The organism is Mycobacterium sp. 1482292.6 (genome assembly GCF_001672995.1).
Classification (GTDB): domain Bacteria; phylum Actinomycetota; class Actinomycetes; order Mycobacteriales; family Mycobacteriaceae; genus Mycobacterium; species Mycobacterium europaeum_A.
Genome location: NZ_LZKV01000181.1, coordinates 1 through 22,035 on the forward strand (window position 1 = coordinate 1; position 22,035 = coordinate 22,035).

Below are 22,035 nucleotides of genomic sequence, written 5' to 3' on the forward strand. Positions count from 1 at the left end.
GGCGGTGGCGTCCAGCTCGACCTTGCGCACCCGCACGATCTCCGGGGTCACCTCGACGCATTCGTCTTGCGCGCAGAATTCCATGGCCTGCTCGAGATCGAGTTCGAGCGGCCGGGCCAGCGTTTCGATGACATCGGCGGTCGACGACCGCATGTTGGTCAGCTTCTTCTCGCGGGTGACGTTGATGTCGAGATCCTCTGCGCGCGGGTTGATCCCGACGACCATGCCCTCGTAGGTGTCCTGGCCCGGCTCGACGAAGAACTGGCCGCGGTCGGCGAGCTGGATCATGGCGAACGGGGTGATGGTGCCCGCGCGGTCGGAGACCAGCGAGCCGGTGTGGCGGGCGCGGATCTCCCCCGCCCACGGCCGGTAGCCGTCGAACACCGCATTGGCGATTCCGGTGCCGCGGGTCAGCGTGAGGAAGTCGGTGCGGAACCCGATCAGGCCGCGGCTGGGGACGATGAAGTCCATCCGGACCCAGCCCGCCGCGTGGTTGGTCATCTCTTCCATGCGCCCCTTGCGGGCGGCCATCAGCTGGGTGATGGCGCCGACGAATTCCTCAGGGCAGTCGATGGTCATCGCCTCGAAGGGCTCGTGCAGCTTGCCGTCGATCGTCTGGGTGACGACCTGGGGCTTGCCGACGGTGAGCTCGAAGCCCTCGCGGCGCATCTGCTCGACGAGCACCGCCAGCGCGAGCTCGCCGCGGCCCTGCACCTCCCAGGCGTCGGGCCGGTCGATGTCGACGACCTTGATCGAGACGTTGCCGACGAGCTCGGCGTCCAGGCGCGACTTCACCATGCGCGCGGTCAGCTTGTGCCCCTTCACCTTGCCGGCCAGCGGCGAGGTGTTGGTGCCGATGGTCACCGAGATGGCGGGCTCGTCGACGGTGATGCGCGGCAGCGCGTGCGCGTGGTCCGGATCGGCCAGCGTGTCACCGATCATGATCTCCGGAATGCCCGCGACCGCGACGATGTCGCCGGCGATGGCCTCGTCGGTGGGCGTGCGTTCCACACCCTCGGTCACCAGCAGTTCGGTGATCTTGGCGTTCGTGATGACGGGATGCCCGTCCACCTCGCGCATCCAGGCGACCTGCTGGCCCTTGCGGATCCGGCCCTTGTAGATGCGGATCAGCGCGAGCCGGCCGAGGAAGGCCGAGGCGTCGAGGTTGGTGACCAGCGCCTGCAGCGGCGCCTCGGGATCGCCCTGCGGCGGCGGGATGTGCTCGAGCAGGACGTCGAACAGCGGATCGAGGTTGTCGCCCTCGGGGTTCTCGCCATTGGCCGGCTCGGTGGTGCTGGCGATGCCCGCCCGGCCCGAGGCGTACAGCGTCGGCAGGTCCAGGGCGTGCTCGGCCGCCTTCTGCGCTTCCTCGTCGAGGTCGGAGGCCACGTCGAGCAGCAGGTCGTGGCTCTCCGAGACGACCTCGGAGATCCGCGCGTCCGGGCGGTCCGTCTTGTTGACGACCAGGATCACCGGAAGGTGGGCGGCCAGGGCCTTGCGCAGCACGAACCGGGTCTGTGGCAGCGGGCCCTCCGAGGCGTCGACCAGCAGCAACACCCCGTCGACCATCGACAGGCCGCGCTCCACCTCGCCGCCGAAGTCGGCGTGGCCGGGCGTGTCGATGACGTTGATGACGGTCGTCGTTCCGTCCGCATTCTTGCGATGCACGGCCGTGTTCTTGGCCAGGATCGTGATGCCTTTTTCCTTCTCCAGGTCCCCGGAGTCCATCAGGCGCTCGACGGCGTCGTCCCCGCGGTGGTGCAGCGCGCCCGACTGCCGCAGCATCGCGTCGACCAGGGTGGTCTTTCCGTGGTCGACGTGGGCGACGATGGCGACGTTGCGAAATAGCACGTCGGTGATTGTGGCAGCGGGGGGCCTTTCAAAGCGAACTGGCCAGCGAACCGGCTGGTAGCCGGGCGCCGTTCGGTGACCGACGGCTCGGGTGTGCGGTGGCGGCGGCCCGGGTCGGCGTGTCGTCGCCCTGGCCGCACAATCGACGCGCGGGGCGAACCCTTACCAGCCCCGCCGGCGCGGCGCCGTGCCGACGAGTTGACCCTTACCCGCCGCCTCGCGGCTGCGGTAGACGATGTAGGGCCGGAACAGGTAGACGACCGGGGCGCTGAACACGTGCACCAGCCGGGTGAACGGCCACAGCGTGAACAACACCATGCCGATCAGGGCGTGCAACTGGTAGTCCAGCGGCGCGTTGACCATCACCTCGCCGTGCGGTTGCAGGATCCAGATCCGGCGGAACCACAACCCGACCGTGTAGCGGTAGTGGAATTCCCCGCCGTGCGGGCCGGTGCCGATCAAGTCGCAGTACAGGCCCACCACGATCGCCAGCACCAGCACCGTGTACATCACCTTGTCGCTGCGGCTGGTGGCCATGGAGACCGCCGGGCGGGTGAACCGCCGGTAGATCAGCAACCCGATGCCGACCAGCGTCGCGACGCCGGCCATCGACCCGGCGATGACCGCCTGCAGGTGATAGAAGTGGTCGCTCATCTTCATCATCTGGGTGACCTTCGGCGGAATGAACAGGCCCATCACGTGTCCGGCGAACACCGCCAGGATGCCGAAATGAAAGATGGGGCTGGCGATGCTGAGCAGTCGCGACTCGTAGATCTGCGACGACCGCGAGGTCCAGCCGAATTTGTCATACCGGTAGCGCCACCAGGTGCCCACGATCAGCACCGACAGCGTGACGTAGGGCGCGATGTCCCAGAACAGGACGTTGCTAAACACTTGGCGATCCTTCGCGGGGTGGCACGGTCAAGGTAAACGGTTGCAGGCCAACGGCTTCCGCCGGCGGCCCGGCTTGGGCCAGGCGCTCGGCGCGGCGCACTTCCTGATCGGTCGCGTCGGGCAGGGTCGCGCAGACCGCCGCCACCGTCGGTTCGTAAGGCGACTCGGCGTCGGCCAGGGCGCCGCGCAGCACGTCGATCGGCACGCGGTGCCGGCTCAGCAGTCGCCGCCCGGCGTCGGGATCGACGGTGGCGGCGAATTCGAGCACCACGGCCAGATGATCGGGCGCCTCACCGCCCGGCGGCTGCACCCCCGCCTCGCGGTAGGCGGTGGCGAACGCCAGCATCTCCCGGCCGCGGTTGCGGGTATCGCCCGCGGTCCAGTAGGTCAGGTACATGGTGGCGCGCCGGCGCATGTCGAACGTCGCGACGTAGTCCATCGCCGCGGTCATCGGCTCGACCGCACGCAGCGCCGCGACCGTCCGCCCCAGCAGCGCCGCCGGCGGACCGCTGACATGGCTCAGCAGCTCCTCGACGGTGTCCAGGCGCCCGGCCAACCCGTCGTCAGGGTAGGCCAGCAGCAGGGAGGCCGCCTGCCACACCAGGCGATCCTGCATCGCCCGGGTGGTGGAACGCTCGCGCAGCGCCGAAAGCAGCTTCATCGCTGCCGCCCTTCGGGGAACATGCCGGCGGGCACCTGGCCGCCGTCCCAGTTGAGCAGGTTCACCCGCGTCGACCGCCGTCCGTTGCCGGGGTCTTGTTCAGGAGAGCCGCGCTGCTTGAGGGTGTGGAAGGTCTCCACGGACACCGGCACCGGATCGGACTCGTACATGCCCGGCCCGCCGTCGCCGGTCAACGAGCAGCCCGCCATCTCCTCGAGATCGCGGGCCTGCGGCGCGAACGCGGTCGGAATCACATAGCGCTCTTCGTATTTCGCGATGGCCAGCAGCCGGTACATCTCGTAGATCTCTTCTTCGGTCAGGCCGACCGAATGCGGGATGTGCGGTTGGGTTTCGCGCCCGAGGTTGATGTCGCGCATGTAGGAGCGCATCGCCGCCAGCCGGCGCAACACGCCTTCGACCACGGCGGTGTCGCCGGCGGTGAACAGTTCGGCCAGGTACTGCATCGGGATGCGCAGCGCGTCCAGCGCACCGAACAGGTTGCCGAGGTCTTCCCCGTCGTGGCCGTCGCGGCTGACCGCGTCGACCACCGGCGAGAGCGGCGGGATGTACCAAACCATCGGCATGGTCCGGTATTCCGGGTGCAGCGGCAGCGCCACCTTGTAGGTGTGGATCAGCGCGTAGACCGGGGAACGCTGGGCGGCCTCGATCCACCCGTCCGGGATCCCCTCGGCGCGCGCGCCGGCGATGACGTCCGGGTCATGCGGGTCGAGCAGGATCTCGCACTGCGCCGGATAGAGATCGGTGTCCTTTTCCACCGACGCGGCTTCCAGCACCCGGTCGACGTCATAGAGGACCACGCCCAGGTAGCGCAGCCGCCCCACACAGGTCTCCGAGCAGATGGTCGGCAACCCGACCTCCATCCGCGGGTAACAGAGCGTGCACTTCTCGGCCTTACCCGTCTTGTGGTTGAAATAGACCTTCTTGTAGGGACATCCGGACACACACATCCGCCAGCCGCGACATCGGTCCTGGTCGACCAGCACGATGCCGTCCTCGCTGCGCTTGTACATCGCACCCGAGGGGCACGACGCCACGCAGGACGGGTTGAGGCAGTGCTCGCAGATCCGGGGCAGGTAGAACATGAAGGTTTCTTCGAGCGAGAGCTTGACCTCTTCGCTGACCTTTTTCAGGATCGGGTCCCCGGCCAGGATCTCCGGCGACCCGGCCAGGTTGTCGTCCCAGTTCGGTCCCCACGAAACCTTCATCGGCTCACCGCTGATCAGGCTTCGGGGCGCCGCCGTCGGGAAGGTGTCACCCGCCGGGGCGGTGGTCAGGTTCTCGTAGTCGTAGGTCCAGGGCTCGTAGTAGTCGCCGATGACCGGCAGCTTCGGATTGGCGAAGATGCGCAGCAGTTTTTGCAGCCGCCCGCCGTCACGTAGCCGCAGCCGGCCCTTCTTGTCGCGAATCCAGCCGCCGCGCCAGCGCTCCTGGTCCTCGTAGGTGCGCGGATAGCCTTGTCCGGGACGGGTTTCGACGTTGTTGAACCACACGTACTCGGTGCCGGATCGGTTGGTCCACGCCTGCTTGCACGTCACCGAACAGGTGTGACAGCCGATGCACTTGTCGAGGTTCATCACCATCGCCAACTGGGCCATGACCTTCATGTCAGTACACCACCTCTTGGCTACGACGACGGACGATCGTGACCTCGTCGCGCTGGTTGCCGGTCGGACCCAGGTAGTTGAACGCGAACGCGTGCTGTCCGTAACCGCCGGCCAGGTGGCTGGGCTTGATGCGGACCCGGGTCAGCGCGTTGTGGTTGCCGCCGCGCTTGTTGTTGGTCTCGGAGCGCGGGGTGTCCACCGTGCGCTCCTGGACGTGGTAGACGTACACCACGCCGTCGGGCATCCGGTGCGAGACGATTGCCCGGCACACGTAGATGCCGTTGACGTTCACCGCCTCGACCCAATCGTTGTCGCGCACATTGATTTTCGCCGCATCGCCGGGGCTCATCCACATCGTCGGGCCACCGCGGGACAACGAGAGCATGTAGAGGTTGTCCTGATAGGTGGAGTGGAACGACCACTTCGAGTGGGGGGTCAGGTAGCGCACCGTGAGCCCGATGCCGCCGTTGCCGTCCGGCGTCGGGCCCAGCTCTGGCTGGCCGAACAGGCGCGCCATGTCCAGCGGCGGGCGGAACACCGGCAGGTGCTCGCCGAGTTCCTCGACCCAGTCGTGGGCCAGATAGAAGTGCATCCGCCCGGTCAGGGTGTGGAACGGCTTGAGGTTTTCGATGTTGATGGTGAACGGCGCGTAGCGACGCCCACCCGTTTCGCTGCCCGACCATTCCGGGCTGGTGACCACCGGAACGGGCCGGGCCTGGGTATCGGCGTAGCTGATGCGCTTGTCCTCGCTGCCCTCGGCCAGATGCACGAGCCGCTGACCGGTGCGCTTCTCCAGTTCGTGGAAGCCCTCGACTGCCAGCCGTCCGTTGGTCGTGCCGGACAGGAGCAGCAGCACGTCGGCCATCCGCGACGCGGTGGTGACGGCCGGACGACCCGCTGCCACACCGGAATTGAGCACACCGAACTTGGCGGCCAGCTCCTCGACCTCACGGAACGGGTGCACCGTGACGCCCTTGGTGGTCAGGCCGAACTTGTCCACCAGCGGACCCAGGGTCCGCCACTTGTCGTAGATGGCGCCGTAGTCGCGCTCCACCACGGTGAGCTTGCCCATCGTCCGGCCCGGCACCGGCGTCGCACCCGAGTGCAGCCAATCGCATTCGGTGCCATCGGGATAGGCCATCGCGTCCGGGGTGTCGTGCTGCAGCGCGCTGAGCACCACGTCGGTGCGGGTGCCCAGATGGTCCTTGGCCATCGCACTGAAGGCGCGCGCGATCGCACCGAAAGCGTCGAAGTCCGAACGGGTTTCCCACGGCGGATCGGTCGCGGCGCTGAACGCATGCACGTAGGGGTGCATGTCCGTGCTGGAGATGTCGGACTTCTCGTACCAGGTGGCCGCCGGCAGCACGATGTCGGACACCAGCGTCGTCGAGGTCATCCGGAAGTCGATCGACATCATCAGGTCGAGCTTGCCCTCGGGAATGTCGCCCTCGCACGTCACGCCGGTGGGCCGCACGCCGTCCTCCGGCGGCAGCGCCGAGGCGTTGGAATCGGTGCCCAGCAGATGGCGCAGGAAGTATTCGCCGCCCTTGCCCGACGAGCCGATCAGGTTGGCCCGCCAAACCGTAAGCACCCGTGGCCAATTCACCGGGTTGTCGGGATCGGTCACGGCGAGCTTGAGCTTGCGCTGGCCCAATTGTTCGGCGACATAGTCGGCGACGTCGCGATCGGCGGCGCGCGCCTCGTCCGCGACGTCCAGGCTGGACCGGTCGAACTGGGGGTAATACGGGCTCCACCCCATCGCCACCGCGGACGCCAGCAGGTCCATGGTGTGCTTGCCCGCGAACCTGCCCCGCCCCACCGGGCTGGCCAGCTTGTCCGCGCCGTATCCGTCGTAGCGCCACTGGTCGGTGTGTGCGTACCAGTAGGAGGCGCCGGGCACCTGCCGCGGCGGCCGCACCCAGTCGGTCGCCATCGCCATCGTCTGGAATCCGGTGAGCGGGCGCACCTTTTCCTGGCCGACGTAGTGGGCCCAGCCGCCGCCGTTGCGGCCCATCGACCCGGTCAGCATCAGCAGCGCCAGCACCGCCCGGTAGATCGCGTCGCTGTGGAACCAGTGACAGATGCCGCCACCCATGATGATCATGGAGCGGCCGCCGGATTCTTCGGCGCTGTGCGCGAATTCCCTTGCCACCCGGATGGCCTGGGCGGCCGACACGCCGGTGATCGCCTCCTGCCACGCCGGGGTGTTCTGCTGGGTGGCGTCGTCGTAGCCGGTGGGCCATTCGCCGGGCAGGCCGGGGCGTGCCACCCCATACTGGGCGAGCATCAGGTCGAAGACGGTGCACACCAGGTGCTTGCCGATCCGGCGCACCGGGACACCGCGCGCCACCGTGGTGCCCTCGCCGTCGACCGTGTCGAAGCTGGGCAGGTGAACGAGCGCGGTGTCGTCATCGCCGTTGCGCCCGTTAGCGTCTCGCACGCTGAGCGCCGGCGTCAGGTCGCCCAGATCGAGGTTCCATTTTCCGACACCCGACTCGCCGTACCGGAATCCCAGCGAGCCGTGCGGCACGACGACCGAATCGGTGATCTGGTCGAGCACCGCGGGCTTGAGCGCGGCGTTCTCGACTGCCTCCCCGAGATCGGCCGCCGTGAGGTTCTTTCCCGGCACCAGCATGTCGCCGCGCTCTTCGAGCTTGATCAGGAACGGCAGGTCGGTGTAGCGCCGGGAATAGTCGGTGAAGAACGGAACCTGCTTTTGCACATAGCATTCCGAGAGGATGACGTGGCCCATCGCCATGGCCAGCGCACCGTCGGTGCCGGCCGCACAGGGCATCCACTCGTCGGCGAACTTGGTGTTGTCGGCGTAATCCGGGCTCACGGTCACCACCTTGGTGCCGCGGTAGCGCGCCTCGGCCATCCAGTGCGCATCGGGCGTGCGGGTGATCGGGACGTTGGAGCCCCACATCATCAAATACGCTGCGTCCCACCAGTCCCCGGATTCGGGCACGTCGGTCTGGTCGCCGAAGACCTGCGGCGACGCGACCGGCAGGTCGGCGTACCAGTCGTAGAACGACGTCATGGGGGCACCGATCAGCTCGAAGAACCGCGAGCCCGCGGTGTAGGACACCATCGACATCGCCGGAATCGGAGAGAATCCGGCGACCCGATCCGGTCCATAGGTCTTGATGGTGTGCACGTGGGCGGCGGCGATCAGCTCGGTGGCCTCGGCCCAGGTGACCCGAACCAGGCCGCCCTTCCCGCGGGCCCGCTGGTAGCGACGACGTCGTTCGGGATCGGCCTGGATGTCGGCCCAGGCCAGCACCGGGTCGCCCAGGCGCGCCTTGGCCTCGCGGTACATCTCGATCAGCACGCCGCGGGCGTAGGGGTAGCGCACCCGGGTGGGCGAGTAGCTGTACCACGAGAACGACGCGCCACGGGGACAGCCGCGCGGCTCGTACTCGGGCCGGTCCGGGCCCACCGACGGGTAGTCGGTCTGCTGGGTCTCCCAGGTGATGATCCCGTCCTTGACGTAGATCTTCCACGAGCACGATCCGGTGCAGTTCACCCCGTGCGTCGAGCGAACCACCTTGTCGTGGCTCCACCGGTCGCGGTAGAACACGTCGGCTTCACGACCGCCCTCCCGGGTGATCGTGCGCAGGTCGGCCGAGATCTCGCCGGGGGTGAAGAACCTTCCGCTGCGCTCCAGGAGTTCCTCGAGCACTCCGCCGATGTGAGGTGTGACAGTCAAGAAGTACTCCTCCGATTCGGTAGCGTCGCGCCTCGTCGCCGGGCCGTGCGTTCGACCCCAGGTGCGTCGTGTTTGGCAGTCAGCCCACGGATCCGCCCGCCCGCACCAGCTCGGATCGGCTCAGCGCTCGGCATGGCGGGCCCGCGGGCTGGGCGGCGATACAGCACCAGCATAGGTCTGGGTCGGGGGTGAAATCCGGTTCGCCGCCCGCGGGCGATCGTTCGAAAAAGGCGTCATGAGCAGTGGTTTTCGGGCAGCGCAATGCCGGCCGTCGGAGCACCGGGGCCGCGACCGCACGGTCTGAACAAGCATTCGGCTCGCTATCGGCACGCACATCCAGGGCAGCTTCGTGTGGCGTCGTTATTACAAGTCATATTGTTCTATTCAGTTCACTGCGAGGACCTGCCACGCGGCTGTACATAAGCTGCCGGAACTCTGTGGACCTGTTATGAGGTAGCTCCTAGAGAGCTGCGTTCAGGTCTGCCAGCCAGCCGCGATCGGCCGGCACCCAGTCCAGATCGTGCAGCTCAGCGGCGGTGATCCAGCGCACCGCCCGATGGTCGCGCGCGTCGGGTTCGCCCCGGACCAGGCGCACGCGGTAGGCGCGCAGCGTGAACCCGCCGTCGACCACGATGTCGTCGCCGAGCCGGCCGCCCACCGCGACGTCGCGCACCCCAAGACCCAACTCCTCGGCCAACTCGCGGGCCAGCGCGTCGCGCTCCGTTTCGCCGGGTCCGACCTTGCCGCCGGGCAGCTCCCAACGGCCGGCCAGCTCCGGCGGACGGACGCGTTGTGCCACCAAGACCTTGGCGTCGCGGATGAGGGCACCGGCGACGACGATCTGGGTCGGCATGGCCAGTCACGGTATACGGCGCCCGTTGTGACGCGCCCACCGCTCGGGACCGCCGTTGGGATCCGGACGGGTTCGGGACCGCATGCGATGGCGGACGCCGTGCCGCCCTCGCGGCAACGGCGATGCGGCCTCGGCGGCAAAATGGCGCGGGGACAGCCATTCGGGCCGACAACGCCGTCGAATTCCCTTGGGACACAACGGCTCTCTTACGGTTTGGGCGCAGCCGTGGAATACTCGACCCTAGTCGGTCACGACCACTACAGGCACTTCCAATGAGGGGAGTTGGCAATGATCACCGCACCCACCAAGTCGTTCACTCGAATCTTTCGGGGCTATGACCCGGCTCTGGTCGACCCCTACATCGAGGCGCTGCTCGCCAAGGAGAAGTTGCTGATCGACGAAGTCCTGAACCTGCGGTCCCAACGAGACGAATCCAGCAACGAAGCGGCCGCGCTGCGGATCGAGGTCGCCTGCCTCAAGGATGAGGTCGCCGCCCTGTCGGACACGTCACCGACGCCCTACGCGATGCAACATCGGATGGCGAAGCTGCTGCGGCGCGCCCTCGACGAGGTCTCCCGGATGCAGGCCGAGGCCCGCGCCGAGGCGGATGCCCTGCTCGCGGATGCGGCGGGCGAGGTCGAGGCCGCGCGCCAAGAACATCGAGAGTTGTTGGAGCACATGGCCGCGCAGCGAAAAGCGCTCGAAGCCGAATGCGAGGAGACCAGGAAAAAGCTCGACGCCGACCTCGCCGGGATGCGGGCCGAAGCCCAGTCGTTGATCGACGAGGCGTGGCAGCAAGCCCAGCAGGACCGTGAGCAGCTGCTCGCCGACGCGAAGCAGAAAGCTCACGAATTCGACGAGCGAGCGCATCGGGCGATGGACGAGGCGAATCAGCAACGGATCATGATTCTGGAAGAGCTGATGGGCGTCGCCCGCGACCTCCAGGGGGTTCCCGCCAGCCTGGAGTCCGCCTACCAGCAACGACAGAGCCTGCCGGCGGCGGGCGTCGTGGTGGCGCTGGACCAGAAGAACCCAGCACCGGGCACTCCCGCCGTAGCCTCGTAGGCGACCACCTTCGCGGGGAGGTCAAGCCGCCCCTCGATCAACCCGCTATCCGAGAGGACGAGTCCCCTATGGCCGTGTTAACGGACGAGCAAGTGGACGCCGCGCTGCCCGAACTGGATGGATGGGAGCGCGCCGACGGCGCCCTGCGCCGCTCGATCAAATTTCCGAGTTTCCTGGCCGGCATCGACGCCGTCCGCCGGGTGGGCGAGCACGCCGAGAGCAAGGACCATCACCCGGACATCGACATTCGTTGGCGGACAGTCACTTTCGCGCTTGTCACGCACTCCGAGGGCGGCATCACCCAAAACGACATCGACATGGCCCGCGACATCAACGGCATCGTCGACAGCTAGTCAATGCGGCCCTCGCCTGCGTCGGCGCTCACGCCGGCCGGACGCGCGCCGTCGGCCGTCTCACCGGCGTGACGCTCGGCGCAGTCCCCGCGGCGCGGCGCACGGGTGGTCGCGATCCAGATCAGCGTCGCCACCGCGCCGACGATGTAGATCAACCCGGCCCAGGCCAGATACCACGGGCGGCTTATCTGCCAGATCGTCGGTTGGGCGAAACTCAGCAACCAGGGGACGCCGACCACCGTGAGGGCCAGCCAGCCCCAGCCCACGATGCGCGCTCCCGGTTGCTCGCGCACCGGGCCGTGGATCGCCCAGATCATCAGGGGCACCAGCCACACCCAGTGATGGGTCCAGGAGATCGGTGAGAGCAGCAGCCCGAACAGCTCGACCACCAAGAGCCTGCCCAGCCGATCGGCGGGATCCAGGGCGCGCCAGGCCAGGACGGCCAGCACCGCGGTGACGGCAAGGGCGGCCACCAGCAGCGGGCCGAATTCCACGTCGTGGCCCAGGATCCGCGAAATGCCCCCGCGCCAGGACTGATTGAACGACGTCGCGATGGGACCCACCCGGTGGGCGTCGCCCAGCAGGTCGGTGAAGTAGTAGCGCGTCTGATCGCCGACGACCAGGACCGAAATCCCAATGGTCGCAACGAAAACGACCGCCGAGAACACCGCGGCACCCCACCGGCGCGCGCCGACCAGATAGACGCCGGAGATCGCGGGGGTCAACTTGATTCCGGCCGCCACGCCGACCAACGACCCCGACAGCCACCACCGCGTGCTGCACACCGCCCACAGCACCGCGGTCATCAGCAACACGTTGACCTGTCCGTAGTCGAAGGTGCTGCGCAGCGGCTCGATCCAGATGGCGACCGCCGTCCACAACATCGCGACACGCCGGCCGGTGGCGCCGGCGGCCACGCCGATCAGGCGCTGGCTGAGCCGGATCGCGCCGTACAGCGCCGCCATGGTGGCGATCTGCCACAGGAAGGCGACCAGGCCGAACGGCAACAGGTGTAGCGGGTAGAAGACGACGGCCGCGAACGGCGGGTAGGTGAACGGCAGCGGGAAGTCCGGCGTCTGGTCGGCGTAGACGTAGCTGTACAGGCTGCCGGGGTGGTCGATGGCGGCGGATCCGCCGAGGTACACGTGCAGGTCGACGAAGTTCGCGCCGTTGGGGGCCAGGTACGTCCAGGCCAGCCGCGCGGCGATGCTCGCGATGAGCAGCATCGGCGCGGCCGCGGCAAGCAGACTTGCCAACCGCTGCGGATGGGGTGCCGCCGGAGCGGCCGAGGTGGTGTCTATCCGCCCGACTTTAGCGAGCACGACGGGCGGCGCGGCGCCGTCCGGCCGCACATCACCCCTAGGAGCGCGCATTTCGCGCATTCGGTCACCGGTCTCACTCGTATCCGTAACGAGTTCATAAATGCCACACGTGTCACTTGAGTCCCATCTGCATCAAAGTAACTTCAGCGCCGAACCTGTAATCGATCAATCAGGGAGAGTCATGCCAACCATCTGGACTTACATGCGTGCAGCCGCCGTCGTGGTCGGTTCGTCCGCAGCGCTATTGACGGGCGGTATCGCCCACGCCGATCCGGTGCCGGCCCCGGCCGTGCCGAACATTCCGCAGCAGCTGATCAGTTCTGCGGCCAACGCACCGCAAATCCTGCAGAACCTCGCGACCGCACTCGGCGCCACGCCGCCGGCGGCTCCGGCCACCCCGGGTATCAGCTTCCCGGGTGTCCCGGCGGCCACCCCGCCGGCGACGCCGGCGGCTCCGGCGGCGGGTCTTCCGTCGATTCCCGGACTGACCTCGCCGACCAGCCCCGCCGCCCAGGTGCCTTCACCGGCGGCCAACCCCTTCCTTCCGGGGCTGGCGCAGTCGGCGACGCCCGCCGCGCCGTCTTCGGCGACCGGTGGCATTCCGGGAATGATCCAGGGTCTGACGGGTGCGCAACCGGCGGCTGCGGGTCCCGCCGCTCCGGCCGCCCCGTCGATCCCGGGCCTCCCGACGATCCCGGGTCTGTCGGCACCCGCGGCACCGGCCACTCCGCCGGCTCCGCAGCTTCCGCAGGCGCAGGTCAACATGCCGGCGATGCCGGCCGGCCTGCCGGTCAGCGTGCCTCCGAAAGTGACGCTCCCGCAGGACCTGCCGGCGCTCGCCTCGGGACAGGCCCCGGCCGCACCCGCGGCACCGGCGGCACCGGCGGCCAGCCCCGCCGGACCGGCAGCGCCGCTGCTGGCCGCCCTGCCCTGATCAGTTCCGTAACCGGCTAAACCACTACTGACAACCGGAGGACACCGTGGCAACCACTTGGAATCTGTCCAAAGGTTTGGCCGCTGTCGTCACGGCATCGGCTGTCGCGTTCGGGCTCTGCCCGAGCGCGACAGCCGACCCGGCGGCGCCGCAGCCGATACCGCAACCGAATGCGGCCCAAGGGCTGCCGGGTCTGCCTGCCCTGTCGCAGCTGAGCCCCCTCATCCAACAAGCGGCCACCGACCCGCAGCAGGCGACACAGCTGCTGATGGCCGCGGCACAAGCCTTCGCCCACAACCCGAGCACGCCCAACGAGTCGAAAAACGTTGCGGCGGCGGTCAATCAATTCGTCGCCGAACCGAGCGCGCCGGTGCAACACGTGCCCGCGGCGGGGGTAGAGCCCGGTCTGCAGGCTCACCTGCCGGCCGGCATCGACCCGGCGCACGCGGCCGGCCCAGTCCCCGAGGCGGCACCCGCCGCACCGGCACCCGCCGCGGCTCCGGCGCCCGCGCCGGCACCCGCGGCCGCTCCGGCACCCGAGGCGCACCTGCCGGCCGGCATCGATCCGGCCCATGCGGCCGGTCCCGCGCCGGCGGCGGCACCCGCCGCACCCGCGCCCGCCCAACCGGCCAACGTGCCCGTCGCGGCACCCATCCCGGCGCCACCGGCCCCGGCCGCGGCACCACCGGCGGCCCCGGCCGCACCGGAAGCCGCTCCCGCGGCGGCACCGGCGCCCGCGCCCGCACCGGACGCCGCTCCCGCGGCGGCGGCTCCGGGGTTCGGCGCTGACACGCCGCCCACGCAGGACTTCATGTACCCGTCCATCGGCACCAACTGCCTGGCGGACGGCACGAGCGCCATCGCGACCGCGCTGTCGGTCGCGGGGCCGGCCAAGATTCCGCTCCCCGGCCCCGGGCCCGGCCAGACCGCCTACGTGTTCACCGCGGTCGGCACCCCCGGACCGGCCGAGGTGCAGAAGCTGCCGCTGAACGTCACCTGGGTGAACCTGACCACCGGCAAGTCGGGGACCGTCGCACTCAAGCCGCGTCCGGATATCAACCCGGAGGGGCCGACGACGCTGAGCGCGATCGCCGACACCGGTTCGGGCAGCATCATGTCGACGATCTTCGGGCAGGTCACCACCAAGGAAAAGCAGTGCCAGTTCATGCCCACGATCGGCTCGACGGTGGTGCCGTAGCAGACCACACCGCCGCACCGCCTTGAACGCGCGTGTCCCGACCGGGGGGCACGCGCGTTCTCGTCAGTACGCCATGAACAGGATGGCGTCGCGGTCGTACTCGAGGCCAGGATGAACGCTGGCGAGGTGCGCCTGGGTCAACTCGACCAGTTCGTCCTCGTCCTTGCCGACGATGGCTTCGCCGCACGGACACGTTATGTGTGTCTTCACGTTGTCGCCCTTCCCTTCTGTGGACCTGCTACTTCGCCGCTTTGGCTGCCGCTTTCATTTGCTTTTTGTACGCGCGCACTTTTCCCATCGACTTTGCATCGACGATATCGGCGACGGAGATGTGCGAACCCGCCCGGCCGAAGTCCCCCGCCGCGGCGCGCCAGCCCTTCGGCGTCACGCCGTACTGCTTGCCCAGCAGGGCCAAGAAGATCTTGGCCTTCACGTCCCCGAATCCCGGCAACCCCTTGATCCGCCGCAGCAGCTCGCTCCCGTCGGGGTCACCGGCCGTCCACAATCCGGCCGCGTCGCCGTCGTAGCGGTCCACGATGATCTGGGCCAGCGCCTGGATGCGCTTGGCCATCGACCCCGGAAAGCGGTGTATCGCAGGGGTTTGCGAGCACAACGCGGCGAACTTGTCCGGGTCGTAGTCCGCGATTTCGGCGGCCGAAAGATCGGGGAAGCTGCCCATCCGCTCGGCGATCTTCTTCGGTCCGGCGAACGCCGTCTCGAAGGGAACCTGCTGATCCAGAACCATCCCGATGAGCAACGCCAACGGGCTCTCGTCCAGCAGCCTGTCGGCCTCGGGATCCTGAGCGAGGCAGAGTTTCACCGTCAACGATCTTCCTTTCGCGCAGGCACCCTGGGACCGCGGACGCTATTGGTCGCAAGATTACTCACCGCCGATCACCGCGTTATCGTGGCGTGGTGGTGGATGAGGCCAAGTTGGCACTGATGCTGGCCCGCGACGAACTGCATCAGCTCGTCACCGCTTATTGCCGAGCCGTCGACCGCGCCGACTACGCCGCCCTTCGCGGCCTGTATCACCCCGACGCGACGGACTCGCACGGCTCGTTTTCCGACGGCGGCGTCGAGCAGTTCATCGCGCAACTGCAAGCGGCCGAACCGTATGTGCTTGTCTCGCAACACAACATCACCACGACGAACTTCGTGGTGGACGGCGACACGGCCCGCGGCGAGATCTACTGCCTGGTGTTCCACACCTTCGCCGGCCCCGAACGCAACATCGACGTCATCATCGGCGGCCGGTACCTGGACAGCTACGCCAGGCACGAGGGCCGCTGGAAGTTCAGTCAACGCACCATCGTGGCGGATTGGGCCTACCAGAACGACCCGTCCCAAGTGAACTTCGCCCACCCGAGCACCCGGGGAAGCCTGCGCGGCCAACCCGGCCAAGCCGACCCGTCGGTCGGCCTGTTCACCGCGCCCCAAGGCTGAACCCGGCAACGGAAACCGGCCGCCGCGGCACGGGGTCGTCAGCCGCTCTTGCGGCGAAATTCCCGGCGGTTGCCCACGGCGCCGTGCGCGCGCGTTTGCTTGCCGGCGCCGTCCTTGTGATCGGAGCCGCTCGCGGATTTCGCCATCTTGCGGTCCAGGGCTTCACGGAATTTGCGCTTGGTGTCGTCGTCCGACCCGGGCGATCCGGCCCCCGACGACTCCGACGGCTTTGAACCTTGCGGGGCATTCGATGCGGCCATAGGGGGAGCCTAGCCCGGGTGTGCCGAAACGGTTGAGTGGGCGGCGCGGCTAGCGCATGCCCGGCGGCATGCCATAGACATGCGAGATCGGCAGCGTCAGCAACACCCGCCGGTCGGTGACCATGGCTTGCCGGTATTCGTCCCAGTCCGGGTGCTCACCGGCGATGTTGCGGTACAACGCAATCAGCGCCTCCACGGTGTCGTCGTCGGGTGCGGCCGCCGGCGGCGTCAACTCGGCGGTACCCTCGGCGACGGCATACGACCAGCCGTCGTCGGCGTCGACCAGGATCGAGGCCCGTGGGTCCCGACGCAGGTTGCGGGTCTTGGCGCGTGGCTCGGTGATCGACACCTGGATCACCACGTTGCGCGGGTCGAAGTGATAGCTCACGTTCGACAGCTGCGGCCGCCCGTCGCGCTTGATGGTGGCCAGTACCCCGAGGGAGTGTCCACTGATCAAGGCCAGCAATTTGTCGTCGAAGACTTGGCGTCCCATGACGAAAGCCTACGTCGCAGCGGGACGGGCGGCCCGGGATAGTCGTTGCACGGCCGGCCTGGTGGAATCGGGGCATGACCAAGTACGCGGCGTTCCTGCGTGGCGTCAACGTCGGGGGCGTCAACCTCAAGATGGCCGAGGTGGCGACGGCTCTGACCGACGCCGGGTTCACCCAGGTCCGGACCATCCTGGCCACCGGCAACGTGCTGCTGGAGTCGACCGCCGGGGTGTCGTCGGTGCGCAAGAAGGCCGAGGCCGCGTTGCGTGACCGGTTCGGCTACGACGCGTGGGTGCTGGCCTATGACGTCGACACGGTGCGCGCCCTGGTCGACGCCTTTCCGTTCGAGCGCGAGGTCGACGGCTACCAGTCCTACGTCACGTTCGTCGCCGATAAGACAATGCTCGACGAGCTCGCCGCGCTGGCCGAGAAGGCGGGTGCCGACGAGAAGATCAGCCGCGGTGACGGCGTGATCTATTGGCAGGTCCCCAAGGGCGCCACGCTGGACAGCACCATCGGCAAGACGATGGGTAAGCCGCGGTACAAGTCGTCGACCACGACACGCAACCTGCGCACGCTGGACAAGGTGTTGCGCTGAGACGCTGAGGCTAAGCGCCTGTGGGCCAAGGTCTTTCGACGCCCTCCTACTCGTCGGGCACCGCTTCGATGTAGCGCACCGCGTCGGCTTTGTCCAACCCCAGTCCGCGTGCGACGCGGACGTATTCGCGGGCCGCGGCCGCCATCGCGGCGTCGGTCGGGTCGTAGCGCGCGATGAAAGTGCCGAAGCGGCCCCGGGTTTCGATGATGGCGGAGGTTTCCAGCTCGCGGTAGGCGCGCGCCACGGTGTTGACGGCGACGCCGAGCTGGCCGGCCAGATCGCGCACCGTGGGCAGGCGCGTGCCGGGCGGCAACGCGCCCTCCCGAACTCCCTCGATGACCTGCGTGCGCAGCTGGTCGAACAACGGCTTTCCCGCCTTCATGTCGACCTTCAACCAGTCACCGAGCTCCACCCGTTCAGTATCCCCCACCCCCGGCTATCTTGGTGGGATGCGAGTAGCGGTGCTCAGCGGCGCGGGAATCTCCGCGGAGAGCGGTGTGCCGACCTTTCGCGATGACCGGAACGGATTGTGGGCCCGCTTCGACCCTTACGAGCTGTCCAGCACGCAGGGCTGGCGCGACAATCCGCAGCGGGTATGGGGCTGGTATCTGTGGCGCCACTATCTGGTCGCCGATGTCCAACCGAACGCGGGTCATCGAGCCATCGCCGCCTGGCAGGACGACGCCCAGGTCAGCGTCATCACCCAGAACGTCGACGACCTGCACGAGCGCGCGGGCAGCCGGTCGGTGCATCACCTACACGGCAGTCTGTTCGAATTCCGTTGCGCGAGTTGCGGTATGGCCTACTCCGGGGCGCTGCCCGCGATGACCGAACCGGCGCTGGAGGTGGAACCCCCGGTGTGCCGCTGCGGCGGCCTGATCAGACCCGACATCGTGTGGTTCGGCGAACAGTTGCCCGACGAGCCGTGGCGGCGCGCGGTGGAGGCGACCGAGGCCGCCGACGTGATGGTGGTGGTCGGCACCTCGGCGATCGTGTATCCGGCGGCCGGGCTGGCCGAGTTGGCGCTGTCGCGCGGCACCGCCGTCATCGAGGTCAATCCCGAGGTCACTCCGCTGTCGGGCAGCGTGACGATCAGCATGCGCGAGACGGCCAGCCAGGCGCTGCCCGGGTTGTTGCAGCGGCTACCGGCCCTGTTGAACTGATCGGGCCGGCCGGTCAGGGGCGGCGCGCGCGGCCGAGCAGTAACTCCGAGACCGGCATCGGCGCCCAGGCCGGCAACGTGAACTCCCGCCGCGACGTGTCGACTTCGAAGCCCGCCTCGACGATCGAGCGCTCGGTGTCCCGATGGGTGTGGCAGTTGCCGAACAGCCGCGGCCACACCGTCGCATCGACGAAACGCTGAAAGCGGCCCCGCGCACCGGCACTGGCGATGTGCTCCAGATAGCGCAGCTCCCCGCCCGGCCGCAACAGCGAAAACAGCCGCCGCAGAACGCTTTCGGGATCGCGGACCGAGCACAACACCAGCGAGCACACCACCGCGTCGAACGGCTCGGCGCCGCTGAACGCCTCGACCGTCTCGGCGGTGACGATGACGCGGAGGGGAACGGCCTGCGCCGCGGCGCGGGCCTGCGCGGCCAGCCGCGGTTCGGGTTCCACCGCGATCACCTCGTCGACCGAGTCCGGGTAGTGCGGAAAGTTGGTGCCGATGCCCGCGCCGACTTCGAGGACGCGACCCGACAGGCCGGCCAGATTCTCCCGACGCATCGCCCGGATCGCCTCGGCTTCATGGGTGGCGACGACCGGCCAGACCCGCGCGAAGAAGGGGTTGTCGACCACCGTTGTCATACCGTTGTGAACCTTCCGACTCGCTTGCGCCCCACAATAGGTTCCCCACGACCCGACGGTCGGCGTTAACCGATATTGGGTACCGGCTCGGCAACCACCGGCGCCGGGAGCTCGACGCGATCCGGCACCGGCCCGAGATGATCCCCGGTTTCGGCGGCCGCTCCCTCGCTGATGCCGAACCGGTCGTGCAGCCACGCTAGGGGCCTGGGCGCCCACCAATTCCACCGGCCCATCACGTGCATGAAGGCCGGCACGACCACCATCCGCACCAGGGTGGCGTCGGCGAACACCGCGAGCGTCAGGCCGAGGCCGAACATCCGCATGAACGAGACGTGCGCCGCGATCAGGGCGGCGAAGGACATCGACATCACCAACGCGGCCGCGGTGATCACCCGGCCGGTGCGGGCGACGCCGAGCGCCACGCTTTCGTCGTTGGCGGCGTGGGCCTGTTTCGCGGTCGGCCTCGCCGGCCGGGCGGCGCCGGACGCCAGCCAGTATTCGCGGATCCGGGAGAGGAGGAAGACCTCGTAGTCCATGGACAGCCCGAAGGCGATGCAGAACAGCAGCACCGGCATGTTGGCCACCAGCGTCCCGCTGGGCGTGGTGCCGAGCGCGCCGAGATGGCCCTCCTGGAAGATCCACACCAGCGCGCCGAACGCCGCCGTCAACGACAGGAAGTTGCAGGCCAGCGCCTTGGCCGGCAGCAGCACGCTGCCGGTGAGCAGGAACAGCAACACAAAGGTGATCGCCGCCATCAGCCCGAGCACCAGCGGCAGCCGGTCGGTCACGGCGTCGACGCTGTCGCGGTTGACCTGTGCCACCCCGCCCATCTCGACGGATCGGCCCCCGGGCCCGGGCACCTCGTGCAGCCGCCGGAGCTGGGCGTCGTTCGCCGCCGAGAACAGCGGCGCGGTGCTGCTGACGGTCAGAAAGGCGCTGCCGCCGGCCAGCCCGGTGGGCCCGGCCGGCGGTCCCACCCGGTTGCCCGCGGCGAAGGTGCCGCCGGGGGCGGACACCGACGACACGTCGGCGACCCGGGACAGGGCGGCGGCATAGGAGTCGAGGTCCGTCGGGTTCAGGCCGATGGCGTCGGGGATGACGACGGGCACCGAAGTCGCCGAGTCGTGCGCGAAGTCGTTGCGCAGCCGATCACCGACCTGATGCGCCGACGCCGACTGCGGCAGCACCCGGTCATCGGGGAAACCCCAGGTCACACGCAAGAACGGATATCCGAGCAGCAACAGCAGCGCGACGACGGTCAGCCCGATCGGGGCCCAGCGGCGCATCACGAACTTGGTGGACCGGTACCAGAACAGTTGCTCGACGGGCGTGTGCACCGCATCCGGGCGCTTCTTTTTGAGCAGCGTTCGCCGCAAGAACCGGCGCACGTCGAACGCGTCCAGCCGCGGGCCCAACAGCACGATCGCGGCCGGGGTGAGCACGATCGAGGCGGCCGCGACGAAGGCGACGGTCGCCACGCCGGCGTAGGCGAACGACTTGAGGAAGTACATCGGGAACGCCACCGTCGCCGACATCGACAACGCCACGGTGACCGCGGAGAACAGCACGGTGCGCCCGGAGGTGGCCATGGTCCGGATGAGCGCTTGCTCCCGGTCGTGGCCCTCGGCCAATTCGTCGCGGTAGCGGCTGATGATCAGCAGGGTGTAGTCGATCGCCAGGGCCAGGCCAAGGGCGGTGCTCAGGTTGAGGGCGAAGATCGACACTTCGGTGTTGAAGGTTATGAGGCGCAGCACCGACATCGAACCGACGACGGCCAACGCGCCCAGCGCCATCGGTAACGCCGCGGCCAGCAGCCCGCCGAACACCCAGATCAGCACCAGGAAGCTCAGCGGCAGCGCGATCATCTCCATGACCAGCAAGTCGGCCTGGTTCTGCGTGTTGATCTGCGCGTACTGCATCGCCGCGCCGCCGGCGCGGACGGTGACGCCGTCGCGGTCGTGGATGTATTGGTCGGCCAGGGTCTGGGCGTTGCTCTGCGCGTAGTTCTCGCCGCCTTTGAGGTTGACGACGACGAGCCCGGACTTGCCGTCGCGGCTCATCAGGTCGGCCGCGGCCTGGGGCGGGGCGGTCCACGGCGAGGAGACGTTGTAGACCAGCGGGGACCGTTGCAGCTGGTCGACGAGGTCGGTGCCCACCTTGCGGGCCTGCTCGCTGTCGCTGCCGCCCGGGGCGGTCACCAGGATCAGCACCTGCTGGCCGCTCTGGCCGAATTTGTCGCTCAACACGCCGATGGCGTGGGCCGACTCGGAGTCGGGGTCCTGGAAACCGCCCGGCGACAGGCTCTTGGCGACGGGGACGCCGAAGATCTCGGCGGCGATGAAGACCAGGACGCCGATCGCGAGGATGCGGCGGGGCGCCCTGATGGCGACTCGGGCGATCTTCTGCAGCATTTCGAGCCCTTCCGCTGCCGGTGCCCCGTTGCGCTGGCCGCTGGCTTACCGGCGACAACGTAACAAACGCTAATTTCCACGCGTCAAACAGTGTTCTGCCCTAAACACGGAAGCGACCGGCTGAACCGTTCAATGCCGCGTTTTAAACCGCGCCGACAGTAAGAGTCCGGCCAGAAAAATGTGCCGTAACTAAGCAGCTCACGGGCCAAATCGTGGCGCAGCCGCCGGTCAACCTACCCGCCGGTAAATTGCCAAGATTTTCCGAATCGTGACTCAAAGATTCCTTAATGGTGGCCCATACGCTCAGTGTCATGTGGATCGACGACACAAGTGCCGACGTCATCAAAGTTGACTTCGATGCCCTCTACCACGGCGACGTCCTGGTGGAAGGCGAGACCTCGGAGCAGTTCGACGAACTGCAAGCCGCGAGCTGAGGCCGACCATGAGCATGCTCGCCCGCCTATTGATGGCCGAACCCAACGTCAGTCGATGGTTCCGTAAGTAATCATTGCGCCTGGTAATGAAAGCCCCCCGCCGATGCGGGGGGCTTTCGTCTTG

22 protein-coding genes are annotated in these 22,035 nt (G+C 68.2%); 8 read left to right on the forward strand and 14 right to left on the reverse strand.

All coding sequences use genetic code 11. The features are described 5' to 3' along the window. From typA to A5624_RS17720, 6 genes are all read right to left on the reverse strand, one after another. Positions 1–1,851 (reverse strand): translational GTPase TypA (gene typA / locus A5624_RS17695; protein ID WP_066868674.1); only part of this gene is annotated, 1,851 nt, incomplete at its 3' end. Positions 1,852–2,013: 162 nt separating this feature from the next. Beyond that, positions 2,014–2,745: a respiratory nitrate reductase subunit gamma gene (gene narI / locus A5624_RS17700; protein ID WP_066868677.1), complete on the reverse strand. Its 732-nt coding sequence runs from the start codon at positions 2,743–2,745 to the stop codon at positions 2,014–2,016. After that, positions 2,738–3,406, reverse strand: coding sequence for a nitrate reductase molybdenum cofactor assembly chaperone (gene narJ / locus A5624_RS17705; RefSeq protein ID WP_066868679.1), 669 nt, complete (start codon positions 3,404–3,406; stop codon positions 2,738–2,740). The genes narI and narJ overlap by 8 nt, the downstream gene beginning before the upstream one ends. Further along, on the reverse strand, positions 3,403–5,031 hold the full coding sequence (narH, locus tag A5624_RS17710) for a nitrate reductase subunit beta (RefSeq protein WP_066868681.1): 1,629 nt from the start codon (positions 5,029–5,031) through the stop codon (positions 3,403–3,405). Before narH ends, narJ begins: the two co-directional genes overlap by 4 nt. A 1-nt stretch (position 5,032) precedes the next feature. Beyond that, positions 5,033–8,740 (reverse strand): nitrate reductase subunit alpha, encoded by a 3,708-nt coding sequence (locus tag A5624_RS17715; RefSeq protein WP_066868683.1) that lies wholly within the window; start codon positions 8,738–8,740, stop codon positions 5,033–5,035. 460 nt (positions 8,741–9,200) lie between these two features. Then, positions 9,201–9,593 carry a (deoxy)nucleoside triphosphate pyrophosphohydrolase gene (locus tag A5624_RS17720; RefSeq protein ID WP_066868685.1) on the reverse strand — a complete coding sequence of 131 codons (393 nt, stop codon included), beginning with the start codon at positions 9,591–9,593 and terminating at the stop codon, positions 9,201–9,203. Positions 9,594–9,881: 288 nt separating this feature from the next. On the opposite strand from A5624_RS17720, the gene A5624_RS17725 reads away from it, so the two are divergent. Further along, positions 9,882–10,658, forward strand: coding sequence for a DivIVA domain-containing protein (locus A5624_RS17725; RefSeq protein WP_066868687.1), 777 nt, complete (start codon positions 9,882–9,884; stop codon positions 10,656–10,658). A gap of 68 nt (positions 10,659–10,726) precedes the next feature. Beyond that, on the forward strand, positions 10,727–11,011 hold the full coding sequence (locus A5624_RS17730) for a 4a-hydroxytetrahydrobiopterin dehydratase (protein ID WP_066868689.1): 285 nt from the start codon (positions 10,727–10,729) through the stop codon (positions 11,009–11,011). Here the strand turns inward: A5624_RS17730 and A5624_RS17735 are convergent. Next, positions 11,008–12,384, reverse strand: a complete 1,377-nt coding sequence (locus tag A5624_RS17735) for a mannosyltransferase (RefSeq protein ID WP_066868725.1) — start codon at positions 12,382–12,384, stop codon at positions 11,008–11,010. The two genes, A5624_RS17730 and A5624_RS17735, sit on opposite strands and share 4 nt — an antisense overlap. Positions 12,385–12,514: 130 nt before the next feature. Here A5624_RS17735 and A5624_RS17740 point away from each other — a divergent pair, with 130 nt between their 5' ends. Both A5624_RS17740 and A5624_RS17745 read left to right on the forward strand, forming a co-directional pair. Continuing rightward, positions 12,515–13,267, forward strand: a complete 753-nt coding sequence (locus A5624_RS17740) for a hypothetical protein (protein WP_066868691.1) — start codon at positions 12,515–12,517, stop codon at positions 13,265–13,267. A 46-nt stretch (positions 13,268–13,313) separates the two neighbouring features. Then, positions 13,314–14,465: a hypothetical protein gene (locus A5624_RS17745; protein WP_066868693.1), complete on the forward strand. Its 1,152-nt coding sequence runs from the start codon at positions 13,314–13,316 to the stop codon at positions 14,463–14,465. Positions 14,466–14,528: 63 nt separating this feature from the next. Here A5624_RS17745 and A5624_RS17750 read toward each other — a convergent pair whose 3' ends face one another. Both A5624_RS17750 and A5624_RS17755 read right to left on the reverse strand, forming a co-directional pair. Continuing rightward, positions 14,529–14,675 carry a hypothetical protein gene (locus tag A5624_RS17750; RefSeq protein WP_003875447.1) on the reverse strand — a complete coding sequence of 49 codons (147 nt, stop codon included), beginning with the start codon at positions 14,673–14,675 and terminating at the stop codon, positions 14,529–14,531. Between the two features lie 28 nt (positions 14,676–14,703). Continuing rightward, entirely contained in the window at positions 14,704–15,285 is a 582-nt protein-coding gene (locus A5624_RS17755; RefSeq protein WP_066868695.1) for an HhH-GPD-type base excision DNA repair protein, read from the reverse strand. Between the two features lie 92 nt (positions 15,286–15,377). On the opposite strand from A5624_RS17755, the gene A5624_RS17760 reads away from it, so the two are divergent. Next, positions 15,378–15,911, forward strand: coding sequence for a nuclear transport factor 2 family protein (locus A5624_RS17760; protein WP_066868697.1), 534 nt, complete (start codon positions 15,378–15,380; stop codon positions 15,909–15,911). Between the two features lie 38 nt (positions 15,912–15,949). On the opposite strand, the gene A5624_RS17765 is transcribed toward A5624_RS17760, so the two are convergent. Both A5624_RS17765 and A5624_RS17770 read right to left on the reverse strand, forming a co-directional pair. Next, positions 15,950–16,171, reverse strand: coding sequence for a DUF5302 domain-containing protein (locus tag A5624_RS17765; protein WP_066868699.1), 222 nt, complete (start codon positions 16,169–16,171; stop codon positions 15,950–15,952). Positions 16,172–16,220: 49 nt separating this feature from the next. Further along, positions 16,221–16,664 carry a PPOX class F420-dependent oxidoreductase gene (locus A5624_RS17770; RefSeq protein ID WP_066868701.1) on the reverse strand — a complete coding sequence of 148 codons (444 nt, stop codon included), beginning with the start codon at positions 16,662–16,664 and terminating at the stop codon, positions 16,221–16,223. Between the two features lie 74 nt (positions 16,665–16,738). Here A5624_RS17770 and A5624_RS17775 point away from each other — a divergent pair, with 74 nt between their 5' ends. Then, complete coding sequence (locus A5624_RS17775; protein ID WP_066868703.1) at positions 16,739–17,260, forward strand: DUF1697 domain-containing protein; 522 nt, start codon at positions 16,739–16,741, stop codon at positions 17,258–17,260. Between the two features lie 46 nt (positions 17,261–17,306). Here A5624_RS17775 and A5624_RS17780 read toward each other — a convergent pair whose 3' ends face one another. Further along, entirely contained in the window at positions 17,307–17,672 is a 366-nt protein-coding gene (locus A5624_RS17780; RefSeq protein WP_066868705.1) for a GntR family transcriptional regulator, read from the reverse strand. A 37-nt stretch (positions 17,673–17,709) separates the two neighbouring features. Here A5624_RS17780 and A5624_RS17785 point away from each other — a divergent pair, with 37 nt between their 5' ends. Further along, on the forward strand, positions 17,710–18,423 hold the full coding sequence (locus A5624_RS17785; protein WP_066868707.1) for an NAD-dependent deacylase: 714 nt from the start codon (positions 17,710–17,712) through the stop codon (positions 18,421–18,423). A gap of 13 nt (positions 18,424–18,436) precedes the next feature. On the opposite strand, the gene A5624_RS17790 is transcribed toward A5624_RS17785, so the two are convergent. Next, the gene (locus A5624_RS17790) at positions 18,437–19,066 is read right to left on the reverse strand and encodes a class I SAM-dependent methyltransferase (protein WP_066868709.1); all 630 of its coding nucleotides are present in this window, start codon (positions 19,064–19,066) and stop codon (positions 18,437–18,439) included. 65 nt (positions 19,067–19,131) lie between these two features. After that, the gene (locus A5624_RS17795; RefSeq protein ID WP_066868711.1) at positions 19,132–21,477 is read right to left on the reverse strand and encodes an MMPL family transporter; all 2,346 of its coding nucleotides are present in this window, start codon (positions 21,475–21,477) and stop codon (positions 19,132–19,134) included. A 311-nt stretch (positions 21,478–21,788) separates the two neighbouring features. Here A5624_RS17795 and A5624_RS29285 point away from each other — a divergent pair, with 311 nt between their 5' ends. Continuing rightward, complete coding sequence (locus A5624_RS29285; protein ID WP_156655929.1) at positions 21,789–21,911, forward strand: hypothetical protein; 123 nt, start codon at positions 21,789–21,791, stop codon at positions 21,909–21,911. The last annotated feature ends 124 nt before the right edge of the window (positions 21,912–22,035 follow it).